The sequence below is a fragment of the Mycolicibacterium hippocampi genome (assembly GCF_010723735.1).
GTDB classification, from domain to species: domain Bacteria; phylum Actinomycetota; class Actinomycetes; order Mycobacteriales; family Mycobacteriaceae; genus Mycobacterium; species Mycobacterium hippocampi.
Map to the genome: position 1 here is coordinate 290,450 of NZ_BLLB01000002.1, position 14,454 is coordinate 304,903.

Sequence of the window (14,454 nt, forward strand, 5' to 3'; positions counted from 1 at the left end):
GCGCTCATCGCTGATTTCTGGGGAGTAAGTCCCATACGTGTTCGGTGGCGTTGACCCCTGCCACCGCGAGGCGGCCGGTGCGCGACGACAGCAGCCGGGTCACCGAGGCGTAGTCGACGTGGAACGACAGCAGCCGCTCGGTGCCCAGGATCTGGTGCAGCAGCACGTTGATCACGCCGCCGTGGCTGAACACCGCGACGGTGTCATCGTGGTCGGCGGCGGCGACGAGGTCCGCGACGGCCGCGTCGACGCGTCCGAGGAACTCGGTCTCGTCGACACCGCTGGGCAGCTGTCCATTGATCAGCCTCTCCAGCTCCGCCGGGTTCTCCTTCGCGATCTGCTCCACCGGGATGTAGTGGGCGAGGTCGCGGTCGTACTCGGCGAGACGTTCGTCGACCTCGACCCGCACCCCCAGCGCGTCGGCCAGCGGCTGCGCAGTCTCGATCGCGCGTACCTGCGGGCTGCTGACCACCCGCTGGATCGGGAACCGGGCCAGGGCGCCGGGCAACCTGCCCGCCTGCTCGGCGCCTTCGGCTGACAGATGTGGATCGGAACCCTGCCCGGGTTCGCTGCGTAGCGGTAGCGCATGTCGGACCAGAAGCAATTGCACCGTGACACCATATGGCCCGTGGACGGATATGCAGATCAGCTGTTCGACCTGACCGACCGGGTGGTGCTGATCACCGGCGGCAGCCGCGGCCTCGGCCGCGAGATGGCGTTCGCCGCCGCGCGGTGCGGTGCCGACGTCATCGTCGCGAGCCGCAAGTACGACGCGTGCGTGGCCACCGCCGAGGAGATCAGCGCAGCGACCGGCCGGGCGGCGTTCCCGTATCAGGTGCACGTCGGGCACTGGGACGAACTCGACGGGTTGGTCGACGCCTGCTACGACCGGTTCGGACGGATCGACGTGCTGGTCAACAACGCCGGCATGTCACCGCTCTACGACAAGCTCACCGACGTCACCGAGAGGCTGTTCGACGCGGTGATGAACCTCAACCTGAAGGGCCCCTTCCGGTTGTCGGCACTGGTCGGGGAACGGATGGTTGCTGCCGGCCGTGGGTCGATCATCAATGTCAGCACGCACGGTTCGCTGCGGCCGGAGCCTTTCTTCCTGCCCTACGCCGCATCGAAGGCCGGGCTGAACACTCTGACCGAGGGGCTGGCGAGGGCGTTCGGTCCGACGGTGCGAGTCAACACGTTGATGCCCGGACCGTTCCTCACCGACGTCAGCAAGGCCTGGAACTTCGATGACACTGCCACTCCCTTTGCGAGCAGCGCGTTGCAACGTGCGGCTGATCCCAGCGAAATCGTCGGTGCCGCGCTGTTTCTGATGTCAGACGCGTCGAGCTTCACCACCGGTTCAATCCTGCGGGCAGACGGCGGGGCGTGACCGGCCAACGGGGCCGTCTCGCCGAACTGAGGTTCCGGGCTGTGATCACAGGCCGGACAACGACCGGGAACCTTGGTTCGGCGGATCAGGGAGTGACGATGTTGAACCCGGGGTCGGGCTTGTCGAGCACGCTGACCAGGGACTCGAGAACCGAAGCGTCACCGGTGATCTCCAGCCCGGGCGAGGTGTTGTCACCTGCCACCAGGGTCAGCAACCGCAGCTTGGTCGCCAGCCGCAGCGTCGCCTGCGCGGTCGCCTCGTCGGCGGGCGTCTTGCGGTAGACCAGCACGCCGTTGCGAAGACTCAGCCGGTAATTGGTCTCGATGTCGGAGAAGGTCACGTCGATGGTGAGGTCGAGATCCCACGCGCGCGGCCCGTCGACACTGATCGCCAGCAGGTCGAACATCTGCTCCGGCGACAGCTGGCTCGCCATCGACATCGACGTCGCAGTCGGGGTGCCGAAGTTGCCGTCGCGAAGCTCGGTGGCCCCGGCGAGGAAGAAGTTGCGCCAGGTCGCCGTCTCCGAGCCGTAGGCCAGCTGTTCGAGTGTGTCGGCGTAGAGCTGCCGCGCTCCGGCGTGGTTCTCGTCGGTGAACACCGCATGGTCGAGCAAGGTTGCCGCCCAACGGAAATCACCCTCGTCAAATGCCAACTGGGCGATCTCGACGACACGGTCGAGGCCGCCCATCGCCGCGACGTACCGCGGCCCGATCGCCTCCGGTGGGTGCGGCCACAACCGGGCGGGGTTTCCGTCGAACCAGCCCATATAGCGCTGGTAGACGGCCTTGACGTTGTGGCTCACCGAGCCGTAGTACCCGCGCGCATGCCACGCCTGCTCCAACGCCGGCGGCATCACGAAGGTCTCGGCGATCTCGATCCCGGTGTATCCCTGGTTGAGCTGCCGCAGCGTCTGATCGTGCAGGTATGCGTACAGATCCCGCTGCAGGGACAGGAATTCGACGATGCGGTCCTTGCCCCAGGTGGGCCAATGGTGCGAGGCGAACACCACGTCGGCGCGGTCGGCGAACGTGTCGATGGCCTCAGTGAGGTACCCGGCCCAGCCGTGCGGGTCGCGCACCAGGGCCCCGCGAAGCGTCAGCAGGTTGTGCAGGTTGTGGGTGGCGTTCTCGGCCATGCACAGCGCGCGGTAGCGCGGGAAGTAGAAGTGCATCTCGGCCGGGGCCTCGGTGCCCGGCGCCATCTGGAACTCGATCTCGACGCCGTCGACGGTGTGGGTCTCCCCCGTCTCCCGGATGTCGATCGTCGGCACGATGATGGCCACCTCACCCGTCGACGGGGTCTGCCCGAGCCCACACCCAACCTGGCCCTGGGGTCCGCGTTCCAGCGCCGCGCCGTACATGTAACCGGCGCGGCGCGCCATCGCCGTCCCGGCGTACACGTTCTCCTGCACCGCGTGTTCGGTGAAGCCCTCCGGGGCGAGCACCGCGACCTTTCCGGCGTCGACGTCGTCCTGCGTCGTAACGCCGAGAACCCCGCCGAAGTGGTCGACGTGGCTGTGGGTATAAATGACCGCCCTGACGGCACGATCCCCACGATGCTGGCGGTACAGCGCCAGCGCCGCCGCGGCGGTCTCGGTGGACACCAGCGGGTCGATCACGATGATGCCGGTGTCCCCCTCGACGAAGGTGATGTTCGACAGGTCGAATCCGCGCACCTGGTAGATGCCTTCGACGACTTCGTAGAGCCCCTGCTTGGCCACCAGGGCCGACTGCCGCCACAGGCTGGGGTGCACGCTCGTCGGCGCATCACCGGTCAGGAAGGCGTAGACGTCGTTGTCCCACACCACCCGTCCATCGGCGGCGGTGATCACGCACGGCTGTTGGGAGGCGATGAATCCCCGGTCGGCGTCGGTGAAGTCTCTGGTGTCGTCGAACGGTAGCGCGCCCAGATGCTCGCGGTGGGCGGCTTCGATGGTCGGAGTCGGCGGCTTGTTCTGCATGTCTTCAGAGATTGCCACGCCGGTGGCGTCCCCGGTGGTTGACTGGCGTAATGGATGTCCGCCGAGTGGTCACCGGGCACGACGCGTCCGGCAAGTCCGTTTTTGTCAGCGACGAGGCCGTCGCACCTCGTAAGCCGGTGTTGTTGCCCGGATCGGAATTCACCATGCTGTGGGGCGGTGACTCCACACCGCAGTTCCCCGACGACGGATCGATGCCCAACTGGCACACCTACTTTCCACCAGTAGGCGGGTTCCGGTTCTCGATCTTCACGCTGCCGCCCGGCACCGCCGAGGCCAGGACGGACAGCCTCAGCACCGAAGAGGCAGTGGCCGATGGGGAGCAGAAGCTACCCGGCCTGCTCGGCTACATGGAACTCGACGATCCGGGAATGCACACCACCGACACCATCGACTTCGAGGTGGTGCTGGAAGGCACCGTCGTCCTCGAACTCGACGACGGGGCCGAGGTGACGCTGAACCCGGGTGACACGGTCGTGCAGAACGGCACCCGGCACCGGTGGCGCAACACGGGCGACACTCCGGCTCGGCTGGCCCTCTTCGTGTGCGGGGCGAACCACGCGAAAGTCAAGCGCCCCGGTTGAGCCACTGCTGCGCGCGGCGCTTCGACGCCCTTGAGAGCCACGCGTCCTGAATGACCTCCCGCAACTCGGTGACCCCGAGTTCGCCCAACCTGGCGACGCGGATCAGCACCGAGGGGTGCCCGTCGAAGTGCGCGGTAGTGAAGAACGGTGACGCCGCGTCCTGCACCAGCGCGAGCTTGTCGGCCTCGGATTCGACCCAGAACACGATCACATCCGGGTACTTCTCCCCGGTGTCCGGATCTACGGCGTCCGAACGCGGCGTGCGGAAGAACACGAACGACTTGCCGCCGACCTGGTAGATCGGGTTGCCCGCCCTGGGGCCCTCGATCCGGGTCACGTGCGGCATCGACGTCGCGATCTCGTGGACGTCGGCCTCGGTGGCGGGACGGTCACGCATCGCGGTCCAGTCGGTGCAACTCGACGTCGGTCAACTCGCCGTCCGCCACGGAGGCGGTCATGTACGTGCAATGGGGCTGACGCCGGCGATCCGTGGGTGAGCCCGGATTGAGCAGCCGCAGGCCGGATTTCGAGCATCCGTCCCAGGGGATGTGGCTGTGCCCGAAGACCAGAACGTCGGTGTCGGGGTACATCTTCGCCATCCGTTCGTCGCGACCGGAGGAGGCGCCCGTCTCATGGGTCACGGTGAAGCGGAGCCCGCCCAGCACCACGTCGGCACGCTCGGGCAGCCGGCGTCGCAGCTCGTCACCGTCGTTGTTGCCCCAGCACGCCACCAACCGTCGAGAGCGGGATTCCAGTCGGTCGAGCAGATCCGGTTCGACCCAGTCCCCGGCGTGGATGACCACGTCGGCCTCGTCGACGGCTTCCCAGACCTGATCCGGCAGATCCTTGGCACGCTTGGGCAGGTGCGTATCGGCGATCAGGAGGAGGCGCACGCGTTCCAGGCTACGGCGCGCCTACGCTTTCCCGTTCGCCACTTCTTGCGCCGCGGTCGGTCACCGAGGAACTTTTCGCTTCTCCTGTTCCTCGGTCAACCGGGGCAGTGTCGCCGGCGGTCTCCGACTCGTCTCCGGAGTTGCTTTCGGTGTTGATCTCCGGTTCGTCCACACCCTCAGTCATTTCAGAATCGGATGGGTCCTCTTCACCGTCGAGCACCCCGGACGATTCTTGGTCGAGCTCCAATGGGTCGGTGGTGATCTCTGCGTCGTCCACCCCCACAGGCGTTTCAGGTTCGGATGCGTCCTCTTCGCCCTCGAGTACCCCGGACGATTCTTGGCCGAGCTCCGATGGGTCCGAGTCGGTAACAGACGTGCTGTCCGCGTCTGCAGGTTCCGTAGAGACTTGGTCGATTTCCTCCGCTGTTGGGAGAGAGGGGATCGCCCGCTCGTCTGTAGTCGGTGCCTGCGTCGACGAGACATCGGAGTCAACCGTTGCGAGTGCATTAATGGTCGAAGACCTGATGGGAATTGATTTTGCTATGTCCTGACCCAAGGCGATCAAGAACGAAGGTAGACCCGGGCCCATATTCACTTCGTTGCCCATCGACAACAAGCCGGGAAGGACTAGCGGGCCCAGCCGAGCGTATTCCCCGTTAAGGACTCCGTCGAGAATTGTCGCGGGCACGTTCAGCACTGCGTTGACGACACCGACCACGTCAAGCTCGAAGGCTGCTTCCACGATGTCCCATAACGCCTTGCCGGTCGCAGCGACGCCATTGATCAGCGGTGAAGCCGCGGCCACCAGACCGTAGACGAACCGATCCGGCGAATCGCGGATGGACTCGCCTAAGTAGGATAGCGCTGCCGCAATGGTCTTGAACGGCTGCACGATCGCGTCGATGGCAGCTACTACCGCAGCGGCGAGATCGCCAGCCGCCAAAGCCACGACTGCATCGCGAACCGCAGCATCTTGATTGCTGCGGGTAACCCGCAAGATCGGGAACGGGGCTTTAAGAAACTGTGCGCGCAGATTGTCAGCGTTTCGCGATGCTTCGCCGAACACGCGCGGATAGACCTCGAAGGGACTTGGAACAGCGGCGAGCTGAACCGCTTGCTGAGTCGAGCGGTGATCCACTTCCGCGGCCGTGGCCACAGGATGGACGCCCGCACAGCCGACGATCAATGCAGCCACTGTCGAGTGAAGCACGGGACGGACTCCTGCAGCCATAACAACCCCCCGATTGAATACCGGCTAACTCCAGCCAGCCGAACCTTAGCGCGGTTCGAGACTTTCGAGGGCCGACCCGCCAGCGAATTCCCTGAGTTCTATCGAGCTGCCGCGGAGACAGCCCTCGGCGCACGAAGTCGCTATGCACGCGTGCCGTGCTGGCGAGGCCGCCAACCCGGCGGCGGGTCTTCCCCGACCCGGCCGTCGACCGCCTCACGCAACAGGTCGGCGTGGCCGGTGTGGCGGCCGTATTCCTCGATCAGATCGCACACCAGCCGGCGCAGACTCGCGTGCTCGCCGGCGTCGTTGCTCACCGCGACCAACTGGTCCAAGCCGCCCCGCTGCAGCGCGGCGTTGAACCGTGCCCGGGACCGCTCGACCGCGTCGTCGTAGAGGGTGTAGAGCTGCTCGGGCGTGTCGGTGGCCGCCGAGGTGAACTCCCAGTCCTCGGTGCCGTCGAACACTGATTCCCACGGCTCACCGACCGGGTCACCAGTCAGCTTCTGGGTGGTGATGAAGTCCTCGTTGATGGCCATGTGCTTGAGCAGGCCGCCCAGCGTGAGGGCAGACGCGCCGATGCGAACGGACAACCCGGCGGCGTCCAGCCCGTCGGCTTTCCACAGGAACGTCGTGCGTAGTCGCTCGAGAGCGCCGAGGAGGTGTTCGAGCTCGCTGCCCGCGAGCGGTGGCTCCCAGGGAGTGTCGCTGCCGTCCATGTGACCAACGTTATGGTGCGCCCGAAGGGATTCGAACCCCTAACCTTCTGACGTATCTGAGACGGTAGCTGACCTGCGCCGTGGCGCGTTAGTTGCGTTGTGCCACAGCATAATTCGGTTCACAGTCGTACATGTTCGTTTGCCGACGTTCGGGGGTATTTGGGGACGTTTATACGGGCAAAGTACGGAGTCGATCGGCACGGGCAGGGGGTGAGGCACTCGTTCAGGTGCAGGAAACTCCCTCACCTCACCTGGTGATCCTGGCGCCGAGCCTGTCGTCGACCTCACCGGGTGCTCAACAAGTTGGGGCGCGGACACTTAGGTGTCAAGCGGCACCGCCGTGCCGGTAGAAACGGCACCCTCCAGCCCTGCTTCGTTTTGCGCATTTGCCCGCTGTTGCGCATCTGATCGCCAATTCTGCCGTTGCCCTTGGCAATTCGGCGCCGCCCATGTCAACGTCGACGACATGAACACCACCACAGACCCCGTGCAGCTCATCATCGACCTCGGCTCCGACCGGCCCGGCACCGTCCGCGACGCCCTCACCGACTACGCCGGGCGGCTCGCCGAGGCCGGATGCTTCGACGGGCTGTCCGTGCGAGATGCCCGGCTGGCGGTCGCCGCGATCGCCGTCGATGCCGTACCAGCCGACGATCCTGCGGCCGTTCTGTGCGCCCGGCAGGTCGCTGTCATCGTGCTGGCCAACCTCTAGCCCCGTAGGCGGTCAGTCGGACACCAGCCCTTTCAGCTGGGGGAACGGCGTTACGGCGAGCATTTCGTCGAGCGTCTCCAAGGTGAACACGCGGCCGTCGGTGTACTGAAGAACGGGGCCGAGGGTGTCGTTAACTCGCGCCCATCCGGTTCCGCCTAGGACGGCGATGACGGGCACGCCGCCGAGGCGGGCGCCCTCGGCCTGGAGGAGCCGGAACCGCGTTGCCTTGTCACGGGCGGTGCCGCCGTCATTGGTGGCCTTGCACTCCAGCATGGAGCGCAGCGTGTCGGATTTGTCGAAGACGACGAAGTCGGGGGCGGGTGTCACCGTCACACCAAATCTGGCGGCGATGTCACCCTGGTTGTGGCTGCCGGTGCGGATGTAAGGCACACCAGCGGCCTGGAACAGCGCCTCCACCTCGTCCTCAAGTAAGTCGCCCTTCTTGCCGGAGGTTGCGTTCGTGACCTGGCCGAACGACCCGCCATAGTGACGCTGGTGCAGGAAGGCGCGGTAGGGGACACCGCCGGTAGCGAGCTGCCGCACAGTCAGCCACCCATCGCGGGTATCGAACTTGTCCTGCTTGCTGTGCAGGCCGGGTGGGGCGTCGGTGAATAGCTCCTTGCGCAACAACTGGTCGATGGTGTGGGCGAGCACCCGGGCTTGCTCGGCGGATAGGCGGCCGCCGCGCTTTTCGGCGCCGTCGACGGTAGTGGCTGCGACCGCGAGGCTGCCGCCGCCGAGCTGCTCAGCCACCACGGTTGTGGTCAGCGCGAACTCATTCTTGAGTAGTCCGGTGATCGTGCGGAACACCAACAGGGTGCGTGAGTTCCGCTCCAGCAGCGCCGCCAGCGTCTCTACTTCGACGTCGGTGAAGCCTTTAGTGGCCTCCTCGGCGGCGGCGTACACGCTGTCGAAGTGCTCCTCGTCGTAGAACGGGGCGTCATGGATGAACGCGAAGTCGGGCGCCAGGTACGGCACGTAAAGCTCCCGCGCAAGCGCGGCGTACACCGCGGGTTGGTCGGTCTTGCCGTGCCGCTGAGGGATTAGCCGGACCTCGTTGACCCGTCTGTCCCAGCTGTCGGCGGCCACTATGTCCGCGACTGTGTCGTCGATGGAAGTCACTGACCTACCACGCGCAATTCGGCGGACGGATCGTCGGCGATATCGGCGGCGATGCGGCGGCGCGACTCCGTCACGAACTCCTCATGCAGCTCGAAGCCGACTGCCTGGCGGTCGTATCGGCGGGCCACCACGACGGTGGTGCCGCTACCCGCAAACGGGTCGACTACGAGGCCACCCTTAGGGCTGGCGCACCGGATGAAGAACTCGGCGAGGCCCTCCGGCATCGCCGCAGTGTGGGCGACGCCGCGGTACTGGTTGTACGTCTGCGGCACCGCCACCACGTTGCCGGGGTCGGCGCCGCCGCGTAGGTAGGTCTTCGTGCGGTCGCGGCCGAACCCAGCCTCAGTGGTGCGGCGCCCGTTGAGGTCGCGGTTGCGGCGGGCAATCTCCGCGGCGTCGGCCTTGTACGGAATCCGCACCGCGTCGAGGTCGAAGTAGGGGCGGGGGCCGCGGGCGAAGTGGTAGACGTACTCGAAGCTGTCCTTGGCGCGGGGTCCGAACCGTCCGGGTACAGCGTTCGGTTTCGCCCAGATGTAGGTCTCCACCCAGCGCCAGCCCATCTGTTGCAGCGCGAGGACGAGCTGATAGACGTACGGGTGCCGCTGGCCCTTGAGCGGGCCACGATTGGCCACTCGGTTCTTGATGTTGATCACCAGGCTGCCCGTCTCTGCGGTCGCGGCGAACATCTGCTCCGCGTAGGGCAGGAACCACTCGACGTAGAGATCCGGGTGAATGCGGCTGTAAGCCCGAGCGTCGGCGTAGGGCGGTGAGGTGAAGAACAGATCAACGCTGCCCTCGGGGAGACGAGGGATCAGATCGGCTGCATCCCCGTGAACCACGCCTTCGGTGAGCATGCGATGTAACCGTCCCCTGGGCGCCATGCGGCGATACTAACGATGCCGACCCACACCGCCCGGCAGGCGCGCATGGCGCCTGGCAGGGGCTGCGGCGGTGAGGCGCCAACTGCCAGTCCCCGCGTACGCCTCACGCTTACCGGCCGTTCGGCCGCAGCAGGTGCCGAGGTTACTCCCCCGCCGACCGCGCCACCTTGGCCAGCTCAGCAGCGGCCTGCCCACCGGCCTCCTGCCGCAGCGCCGTCCCCGCCTCCACGTCCAACTCGTCGAAGGTGCAACCGAACCGCTCGACCGCCCACGCCCGCTGCAACTGCCGCATCCGCGCCTTGTACGTGGTGAAGAACTCCGCGGCGACCGGGTCGCCGTCGACATACGCGCCGCGGTACCAGTCGAGGACGAGGCCATCGCCCGGCCCTTGAGCCTCATCCGGACCTGCCACCCCGGCCTGCCGCAGGATGTTGCGCACCGCCGACGGCGACGCCAACCTCACCCTCGGATCACGGGCAATCCGCCGTAGCGACCACCCCAGGCCGTGAAGCCGCACCACCGTCTCGTCCCGGCGCCGCCGCGCCTCAGCACTCACCACCACAACCTCCCAACAGAAAACTGGACACCCGGCGAAATGACACCACTACGCGCCAGTCCGGCACCATCAGCCCCAATCCTCCGAAACTGCCGCTGATCTCGGCGAACACTCCACCGATACCAGCCGCCGCCGACAGGGCTCTTGTCACCTACTGGACACGGGGGGAGATGCCCCGTGCCGGGCCGCTCGGTGGCGTAAGCCCTGGTAGTCGACTTTTGACCCGCCCCCCTATATCCCCTGGTAGGGGGTCTGCCGGAGGGGGCTAGCCGAGGAGGGCTAGCTGCTCGCCGCCGCCTCGGTTGCCCTTGGCGGTGTTGCACCTGCGGTGGGCGCACTGGACGTTGGCGTCGGTCGCCCGCTCCCGCGCCGTCTTCACTTACGCGGGACGGCTTTGCGATCTTGATCGTGGTGAACCTGGGGGGTGCCCAATCTGGTGGTCCATCGGATGTCCTCGGTGATGTCGTGGTGCCGCATGATGGGTGGTGGCTTGCTCGGCGGGCTCCCGGCGTCGCCAGCTACTCGGCGGTGCATTTCGTACTCGGACCACTCGGAGTCATGCCTGCGCTGTTGGCGGGCGGCAGCTGGGAATCGTAGGTCGACGTAGCCGTCGGTGAGGCGGTCTGCTGTGTCGCTGGCGTGCTCGCCGTCCACGCTGACGTCGATCGCGACCTGGCGCGCTTCGTCCGCACCGTGTTTCGTCACGCGGTAGATGCCGCGGGCCACCCAATCGCCGGTCCAGCGGACGTCGTGGGGTTCGGTCTCACGGGCCTCGGCGCGGTGGCTGTAGTCGTTGGCTTCCCTGGCCAGTTCCCGTGCTTCACTGGCGATGGTGTTCGATTCGCAGGCGAGGCTGTTCGCCTCGACGGCCAGGCCCTTGCTGTCGGTGGCGATGGTGTTCGAGGTGTCGGCCTTGGTGTTGGCCTTATGTGCGTAGATCAGGGCGATGGCCGCGGCGATGGCGCCGCCCGCGCCGCCGAGGCCCCCAATTACAGCCCAGACCATCGTCGCCTCCTCACTCACACTTCGAGATGTAGCACACCCTCGGCAGTTTCGACCCGGACCTTGAGGAGGTTTCGACCGCTGGCCTACCCGGCGGTGCCAACGTGAGTGAGCTCGCCGTCGGTGTCGGTGGTCCAGATGTTGCCATTGGCGTCAGTGAAGCGGACAGTCGCGCTACTGAAGCTGGCAGGCGGCAGGCCGACGAACATCCGGCGGTCATCGGGGGTGGTCTCGGACAACGCGATTGATACGCCGTCGGTTTCACGCACGATCTCACCGACGAGCATCCTTGGCGGCCCTCCGTCTCTCAGAGGCTGGACGGCGCGGATGGCCTCACTTCCGTGGCGCGGCGCCCATCGAATGGGGCCACTCTGGCCTTGATTAGCCACGCTCTCAACTGCGACGTCGAGAATCGGCTGGGCGCCGTGATTGGCAACCTCGATGTTGTAGTACATGTCGCTGTCGCCGTCGTTGATCTCGACTAACACGAGTCGAGCTTGGGCGCGGGCGGCTGCGCGACGTTCGTCGCGTCGGTCGCGGCGATCGCGGGTGGCAATCGCGAGCGCCGCAACGGCGGCTCCGACAGCTCCGAGTGCGGCCAGGCCGTTGACAATCAACTGAGCGATATCCATCAGGCGAAGCCTAAAACTGTCGCACGGCCTGGCGTCTGCCTGGCGCGCCCGTCGCATCGACTTTCAAGTTGTCCCGGATCTGTCTAGCGTTTTTCGGCGTGGATGATCACAGCTACGTGGCCTTCATCGATGAGTCCGGGCAACGATCGCGGCGCGGCAAGTCGAGCCCTCACTTCGTGATGTCAGCGGTCGTGGTCCCCACTCACCGATTCACCGCCGCCACGCAGTTCCTCGCTGGTCTGCGTAGATCGCTCGGCCGCAAGGAGGGCGACGAGCTGCACTGGAAGAACTACAACCAGCATGATCGTCGGTTGCTCGCGTGCCGGGAAGTGGCCCGCCGCGCAGACCTCCTGCGCATCTGCTCCGTCGTTGTGTGCAAGGACCATCTCGGACCGCCGCCGGCTGGATGGGGCCAGGACGTGGCGTATCTCTACACCTTGCGTTTCTTGCTGGAGAGGCTGTCGTGGCTGTCCCGCGACAGCCCGCGCAACGGCGGCCTCGCCTACACGTTGGCCCACGTGCGGCGGTTCCCGATGTGGAAGCTCCGAGAGTACGAGAAGCGGCTGCGGTTCACACCTACGCAAATCAGTTGGGAGCAGTTCGATCCCTCTGGCGGGAAGATTGATCAGCCGTCACGGGCGGAATTTCTGCAGCTCGCCGACCTGTCAGCCTCGGCGACAGCGGCCGCCTTCAACCCGCGGCAGGGCGACGGGACCACCAACCGGCAGTACATCACTGAGCTGGCGCCGGTCCTTTACCGGCCGTACCCGACCAGCCCGATCACCTCATACGGGTTGAAGATGCATCCGTGGAACCCAACGACTAGAGCCGCCTACCCGTGGGCGGCGGCTCTATGACGGGGCGCGTCGACCGGCTTAAACCTCGCAGAGGGTGCTGGCTTGAGCCACCAGCAGACGGCCACCCGCGCCTTCCCTGAGTGTTGCAGTGAGCATTGCGTGAACGCAAGAGGCGCGCCGCGGCCCCGGATGACCCGATGCCACCTGCCGAGTTCCGCGAACTCGCAAGTGCCGGTGGGCGCTGTGCGGCTAGGGTCACGTCCGTGGCGGGGGCGACAGCGGTCAAAGGCACCGACAAGACCGGGCGCTTGGGCGTCATGTACGTCCGGTCAATCCTCGCCCAAGCCGGAGTTGTGAATAGTGAAGTTCCAGGCGGCGAGGATCACCTCGCGGTCGACATTGCCGTCGTACTCCCGATGGGCCCAATCACCGTCCAAGTAAAAGCTGGCACGAAGAAGCCCAACAGAGATGGCAGCATCTCCGTTCCCACGACCAAGGAGTGGCGCGAAAAGTGGGCGGCGGCAAAGACGCCGGTATTCCTCGTCTACGTTCGACTCGAGAAGGCACTCGCCTCCGAATGGGTCGATCACGAGCAATTGCAAACGGTTGTACACGCGCGAGCCCACTGGCTGAAGGTCAACGACCTGTCGGTGGCCAGTGCGAAACTGCCCGCGCAGAATCGTCTCACCGCGGAGACTTTCGACGAATGGGCTGAGGAGCTCAATAGGTTGTTCGGGGAGGTGGCAGGCGCGTGAGCACTCCCTACGAACGGTTGACTCGCTATCTCGCGGCCACCGGATGGATTGCACCTAGAAATCCCGGACCGGTGGGCGGCTTGTGGAAACACCCCGGTTCAGAGTTGCTGCTCCCAGTGCCCGACACCCTCGTTGAAGGCGGTATCGATTGGCGCCGTCTCGTCGAGCGCCTCGCCGCGACAGAGGACGCGGCGGTCGCAGATGTGCTAGCGCGGCTCGACGGCCGAATGGTCGACATCGCGAACTTGCGAGCGGCCAACGACATTGTCATCGCGGACACGATTCCCTTCGGTGCCGGTGTGACTCTTGTCCGCGAAGGCTGGACGATGTTGCGCTCGTCGGCGACTACCTCGCTCGGACCTCGACCCTTCATTAGTAAATACCGACCGGCGGGAGATGCGCTCATCAAAGCCGCGCGTATGGCGCACTCGAAGCGTGGGTCCTTCATCATTCCCATCCATCTGCCCATTCCTGAGCCTGCCGAGAAGGAAGACGACGCCGACGAGCCAAAGTTCGATGACATGGAGGTAGAGCCCCCCGAATCCGAGCAGCGACGCGTGATGCGGACATTCGCCGAGTCTCTGGCCGCGATCGACGCCGTCGCCGTTCGACCGGAGCGCGAGCCAAACACGGACGACGTCCACGACCTGATACGCGCTGGCGTGAGTCATCAGTTCGCCGCGGCGCTGCACACGGTGTTGGAGGAGGATTCGGTCGCCGAGTTCAGCGCCTCCTTCGAATGGGCGCCCGGCGGCGGGCCGCCCCCCAGTGTCCCGCCGCAGGTCCAAGTGCCATCGTCCGCGCGGGAACGCATCAAGACCGTGTCCCTTCGATTGACGGCTCCGCAGCAACCGAGGCCCAGGGAAGAACTCACCGGCCCGATCATCCGCGTCGAACGTCACACGGACACAGACACGGGGGTCGTCACTGTCCAGGCGGCCCGCGGCGGGCGCGTCGCCCACGTCAACGTCAACGTCTCATCGAAGCGGCTGGATGCAGCTCTGGTCTGGATGAGGGCACGAGAAACGGTCGTCGTAGAGAGCCGCGTCCATCGGTCAAGCGTCGGTCTAATGGCGGACACCGAGGATGCGGTGACGCCGATCAGGACGCGACACCTGCAGTCGTAGGCGAATTCATCGGCCTCCCGGGCCGAACCAGAAATCGCGGCAGCAGCCCGCTTTGCCCTGATTCGGCACCCAGGCCAA

General features: G+C 65.9%; 17 protein-coding genes. 6 read left to right on the forward strand and 11 right to left on the reverse strand.

Annotated features, from left to right (window positions below; genetic code table 11):
* Window positions 1–4: 4 nt before the first annotated feature.
* Complete coding sequence (locus tag G6N53_RS02345) at window positions 5–610, reverse strand: histidine phosphatase family protein (RefSeq protein WP_163886774.1); 606 nt, start codon at window positions 608–610, stop codon at window positions 5–7.
* On the opposite strand from G6N53_RS02345, the gene G6N53_RS02350 reads away from it, so the two are divergent.
* Window positions 587–1,390, forward strand: coding sequence for an SDR family NAD(P)-dependent oxidoreductase (locus G6N53_RS02350; protein WP_205390256.1), 804 nt, complete (start codon window positions 587–589; stop codon window positions 1,388–1,390). The two genes, G6N53_RS02345 and G6N53_RS02350, sit on opposite strands and share 24 nt — an antisense overlap.
* Before the next feature lie 85 nt (window positions 1,391–1,475).
* Here the strand turns inward: G6N53_RS02350 and G6N53_RS02355 are convergent, their stop codons facing one another.
* Window positions 1,476–3,350, reverse strand: a complete 1,875-nt coding sequence (locus G6N53_RS02355; RefSeq protein ID WP_163895342.1) for an alkyl/aryl-sulfatase — start codon at window positions 3,348–3,350, stop codon at window positions 1,476–1,478.
* A gap of 50 nt (window positions 3,351–3,400) precedes the next feature.
* On the opposite strand from G6N53_RS02355, the gene G6N53_RS02360 reads away from it, so the two are divergent.
* A complete protein-coding gene (locus tag G6N53_RS02360) occupies window positions 3,401–3,952 on the forward strand; it encodes a cupin domain-containing protein (protein ID WP_163886779.1) in 552 nt (183 codons plus the stop codon).
* Here G6N53_RS02360 and G6N53_RS02365 read toward each other — a convergent pair.
* The 4 genes from G6N53_RS02365 to G6N53_RS02380 all read right to left on the reverse strand — a co-directional run bounded on the left by G6N53_RS02365 (window position 3,936) and on the right by G6N53_RS02380 (window position 6,792).
* Window positions 3,936–4,349, reverse strand: a complete 414-nt coding sequence (locus tag G6N53_RS02365; protein ID WP_163886781.1) for an MmcQ/YjbR family DNA-binding protein — start codon at window positions 4,347–4,349, stop codon at window positions 3,936–3,938. The two genes, G6N53_RS02360 and G6N53_RS02365, sit on opposite strands and share 17 nt — an antisense overlap.
* On the reverse strand, window positions 4,342–4,845 hold the full coding sequence (locus G6N53_RS02370) for a metallophosphoesterase family protein (RefSeq protein WP_163886783.1): 504 nt from the start codon (window positions 4,843–4,845) through the stop codon (window positions 4,342–4,344). Before G6N53_RS02370 ends, G6N53_RS02365 begins: the two co-directional genes overlap by 8 nt.
* A 10-nt stretch (window positions 4,846–4,855) precedes the next feature.
* Window positions 4,856–6,040 carry a hypothetical protein gene (locus tag G6N53_RS02375; protein WP_163886785.1) on the reverse strand — a complete coding sequence of 395 codons (1,185 nt, stop codon included), beginning with the start codon at window positions 6,038–6,040 and terminating at the stop codon, window positions 4,856–4,858.
* Between the two features lie 176 nt (window positions 6,041–6,216).
* A complete protein-coding gene (locus G6N53_RS02380; protein ID WP_163886787.1) occupies window positions 6,217–6,792 on the reverse strand; it encodes a mycothiol transferase in 576 nt (191 codons plus the stop codon).
* 466 nt (window positions 6,793–7,258) lie between these two features.
* Between G6N53_RS02380 and G6N53_RS02385 the strand changes: the two genes are divergently transcribed.
* Window positions 7,259–7,504: a hypothetical protein gene (locus G6N53_RS02385; RefSeq protein ID WP_163886789.1), complete on the forward strand. Its 246-nt coding sequence runs from the start codon at window positions 7,259–7,261 to the stop codon at window positions 7,502–7,504.
* 12 nt (window positions 7,505–7,516) lie between these two features.
* Here G6N53_RS02385 and G6N53_RS02390 read toward each other — a convergent pair whose 3' ends face one another.
* From G6N53_RS02390 to G6N53_RS02410, 5 genes are all read right to left on the reverse strand, one after another.
* Complete coding sequence (locus G6N53_RS02390; protein ID WP_237166336.1) at window positions 7,517–8,593, reverse strand: hypothetical protein; 1,077 nt, start codon at window positions 8,591–8,593, stop codon at window positions 7,517–7,519.
* A gap of 29 nt (window positions 8,594–8,622) precedes the next feature.
* Window positions 8,623–9,507 carry a DNA-methyltransferase gene (locus G6N53_RS02395; RefSeq protein ID WP_237166337.1) on the reverse strand — a complete coding sequence of 295 codons (885 nt, stop codon included), beginning with the start codon at window positions 9,505–9,507 and terminating at the stop codon, window positions 8,623–8,625.
* 142 nt (window positions 9,508–9,649) lie between these two features.
* Window positions 9,650–10,063 (reverse strand): hypothetical protein, encoded by a 414-nt coding sequence (locus tag G6N53_RS02400; RefSeq protein ID WP_163886793.1) that lies wholly within the window; start codon window positions 10,061–10,063, stop codon window positions 9,650–9,652.
* Window positions 10,064–10,438: 375 nt separating this feature from the next.
* Window positions 10,439–11,068, reverse strand: a complete 630-nt coding sequence (locus G6N53_RS02405; protein ID WP_163886795.1) for a hypothetical protein — start codon at window positions 11,066–11,068, stop codon at window positions 10,439–10,441.
* Between the two features lie 83 nt (window positions 11,069–11,151).
* Entirely contained in the window at window positions 11,152–11,697 is a 546-nt protein-coding gene (locus G6N53_RS02410) for a hypothetical protein (RefSeq protein ID WP_205390257.1), read from the reverse strand.
* Window positions 11,698–11,795: 98 nt separating this feature from the next.
* On the opposite strand from G6N53_RS02410, the gene G6N53_RS02415 reads away from it, so the two are divergent.
* The 3 genes from G6N53_RS02415 to G6N53_RS02425 all read left to right on the forward strand — a co-directional run bounded on the left by G6N53_RS02415 (window position 11,796) and on the right by G6N53_RS02425 (window position 14,376).
* Window positions 11,796–12,554, forward strand: a complete 759-nt coding sequence (locus tag G6N53_RS02415) for a DUF3800 domain-containing protein (protein ID WP_163886799.1) — start codon at window positions 11,796–11,798, stop codon at window positions 12,552–12,554.
* A 203-nt stretch (window positions 12,555–12,757) separates the two neighbouring features.
* Window positions 12,758–13,249 carry a DUF4365 domain-containing protein gene (locus G6N53_RS02420; RefSeq protein ID WP_163886801.1) on the forward strand — a complete coding sequence of 164 codons (492 nt, stop codon included), beginning with the start codon at window positions 12,758–12,760 and terminating at the stop codon, window positions 13,247–13,249.
* Entirely contained in the window at window positions 13,246–14,376 is a 1,131-nt protein-coding gene (locus G6N53_RS02425; protein ID WP_163886803.1) for a hypothetical protein, read from the forward strand. The genes G6N53_RS02420 and G6N53_RS02425 overlap by 4 nt, the downstream gene beginning before the upstream one ends.
* Window positions 14,377–14,454: the final 78 nt, after the last annotated feature.

Coding starts and splice junctions, on each gene's coding strand:
- G6N53_RS02350 (WP_205390256.1), top strand. CDS start 587: ATGTCGGACCAGAAGCAATTGCACCGTGACACCATATGGCCCGTGGAC.
- G6N53_RS02355 (WP_163895342.1), bottom strand. CDS start 3,350: ATGCAGAACAAGCCGCCGACTCCGACCATCGAAGCCGCCCACCGCGAG.
- G6N53_RS02360 (WP_163886779.1), top strand. CDS start 3,401: ATGGATGTCCGCCGAGTGGTCACCGGGCACGACGCGTCCGGCAAGTCC.
- G6N53_RS02365 (WP_163886781.1), bottom strand. CDS start 4,349: ATGCGTGACCGTCCCGCCACCGAGGCCGACGTCCACGAGATCGCGACG.
- G6N53_RS02380 (WP_163886787.1), bottom strand. CDS start 6,792: ATGGACGGCAGCGACACTCCCTGGGAGCCACCGCTCGCGGGCAGCGAG.
- G6N53_RS02385 (WP_163886789.1), top strand. CDS start 7,259: ATGAACACCACCACAGACCCCGTGCAGCTCATCATCGACCTCGGCTCC.
- G6N53_RS02395 (WP_237166337.1), bottom strand. CDS start 9,507: ATGGCGCCCAGGGGACGGTTACATCGCATGCTCACCGAAGGCGTGGTT.
- G6N53_RS02405 (WP_163886795.1), bottom strand. CDS start 11,068: ATGGTCTGGGCTGTAATTGGGGGCCTCGGCGGCGCGGGCGGCGCCATC.
- G6N53_RS02410 (WP_205390257.1), bottom strand. CDS start 11,697: ATGGATATCGCTCAGTTGATTGTCAACGGCCTGGCCGCACTCGGAGCT.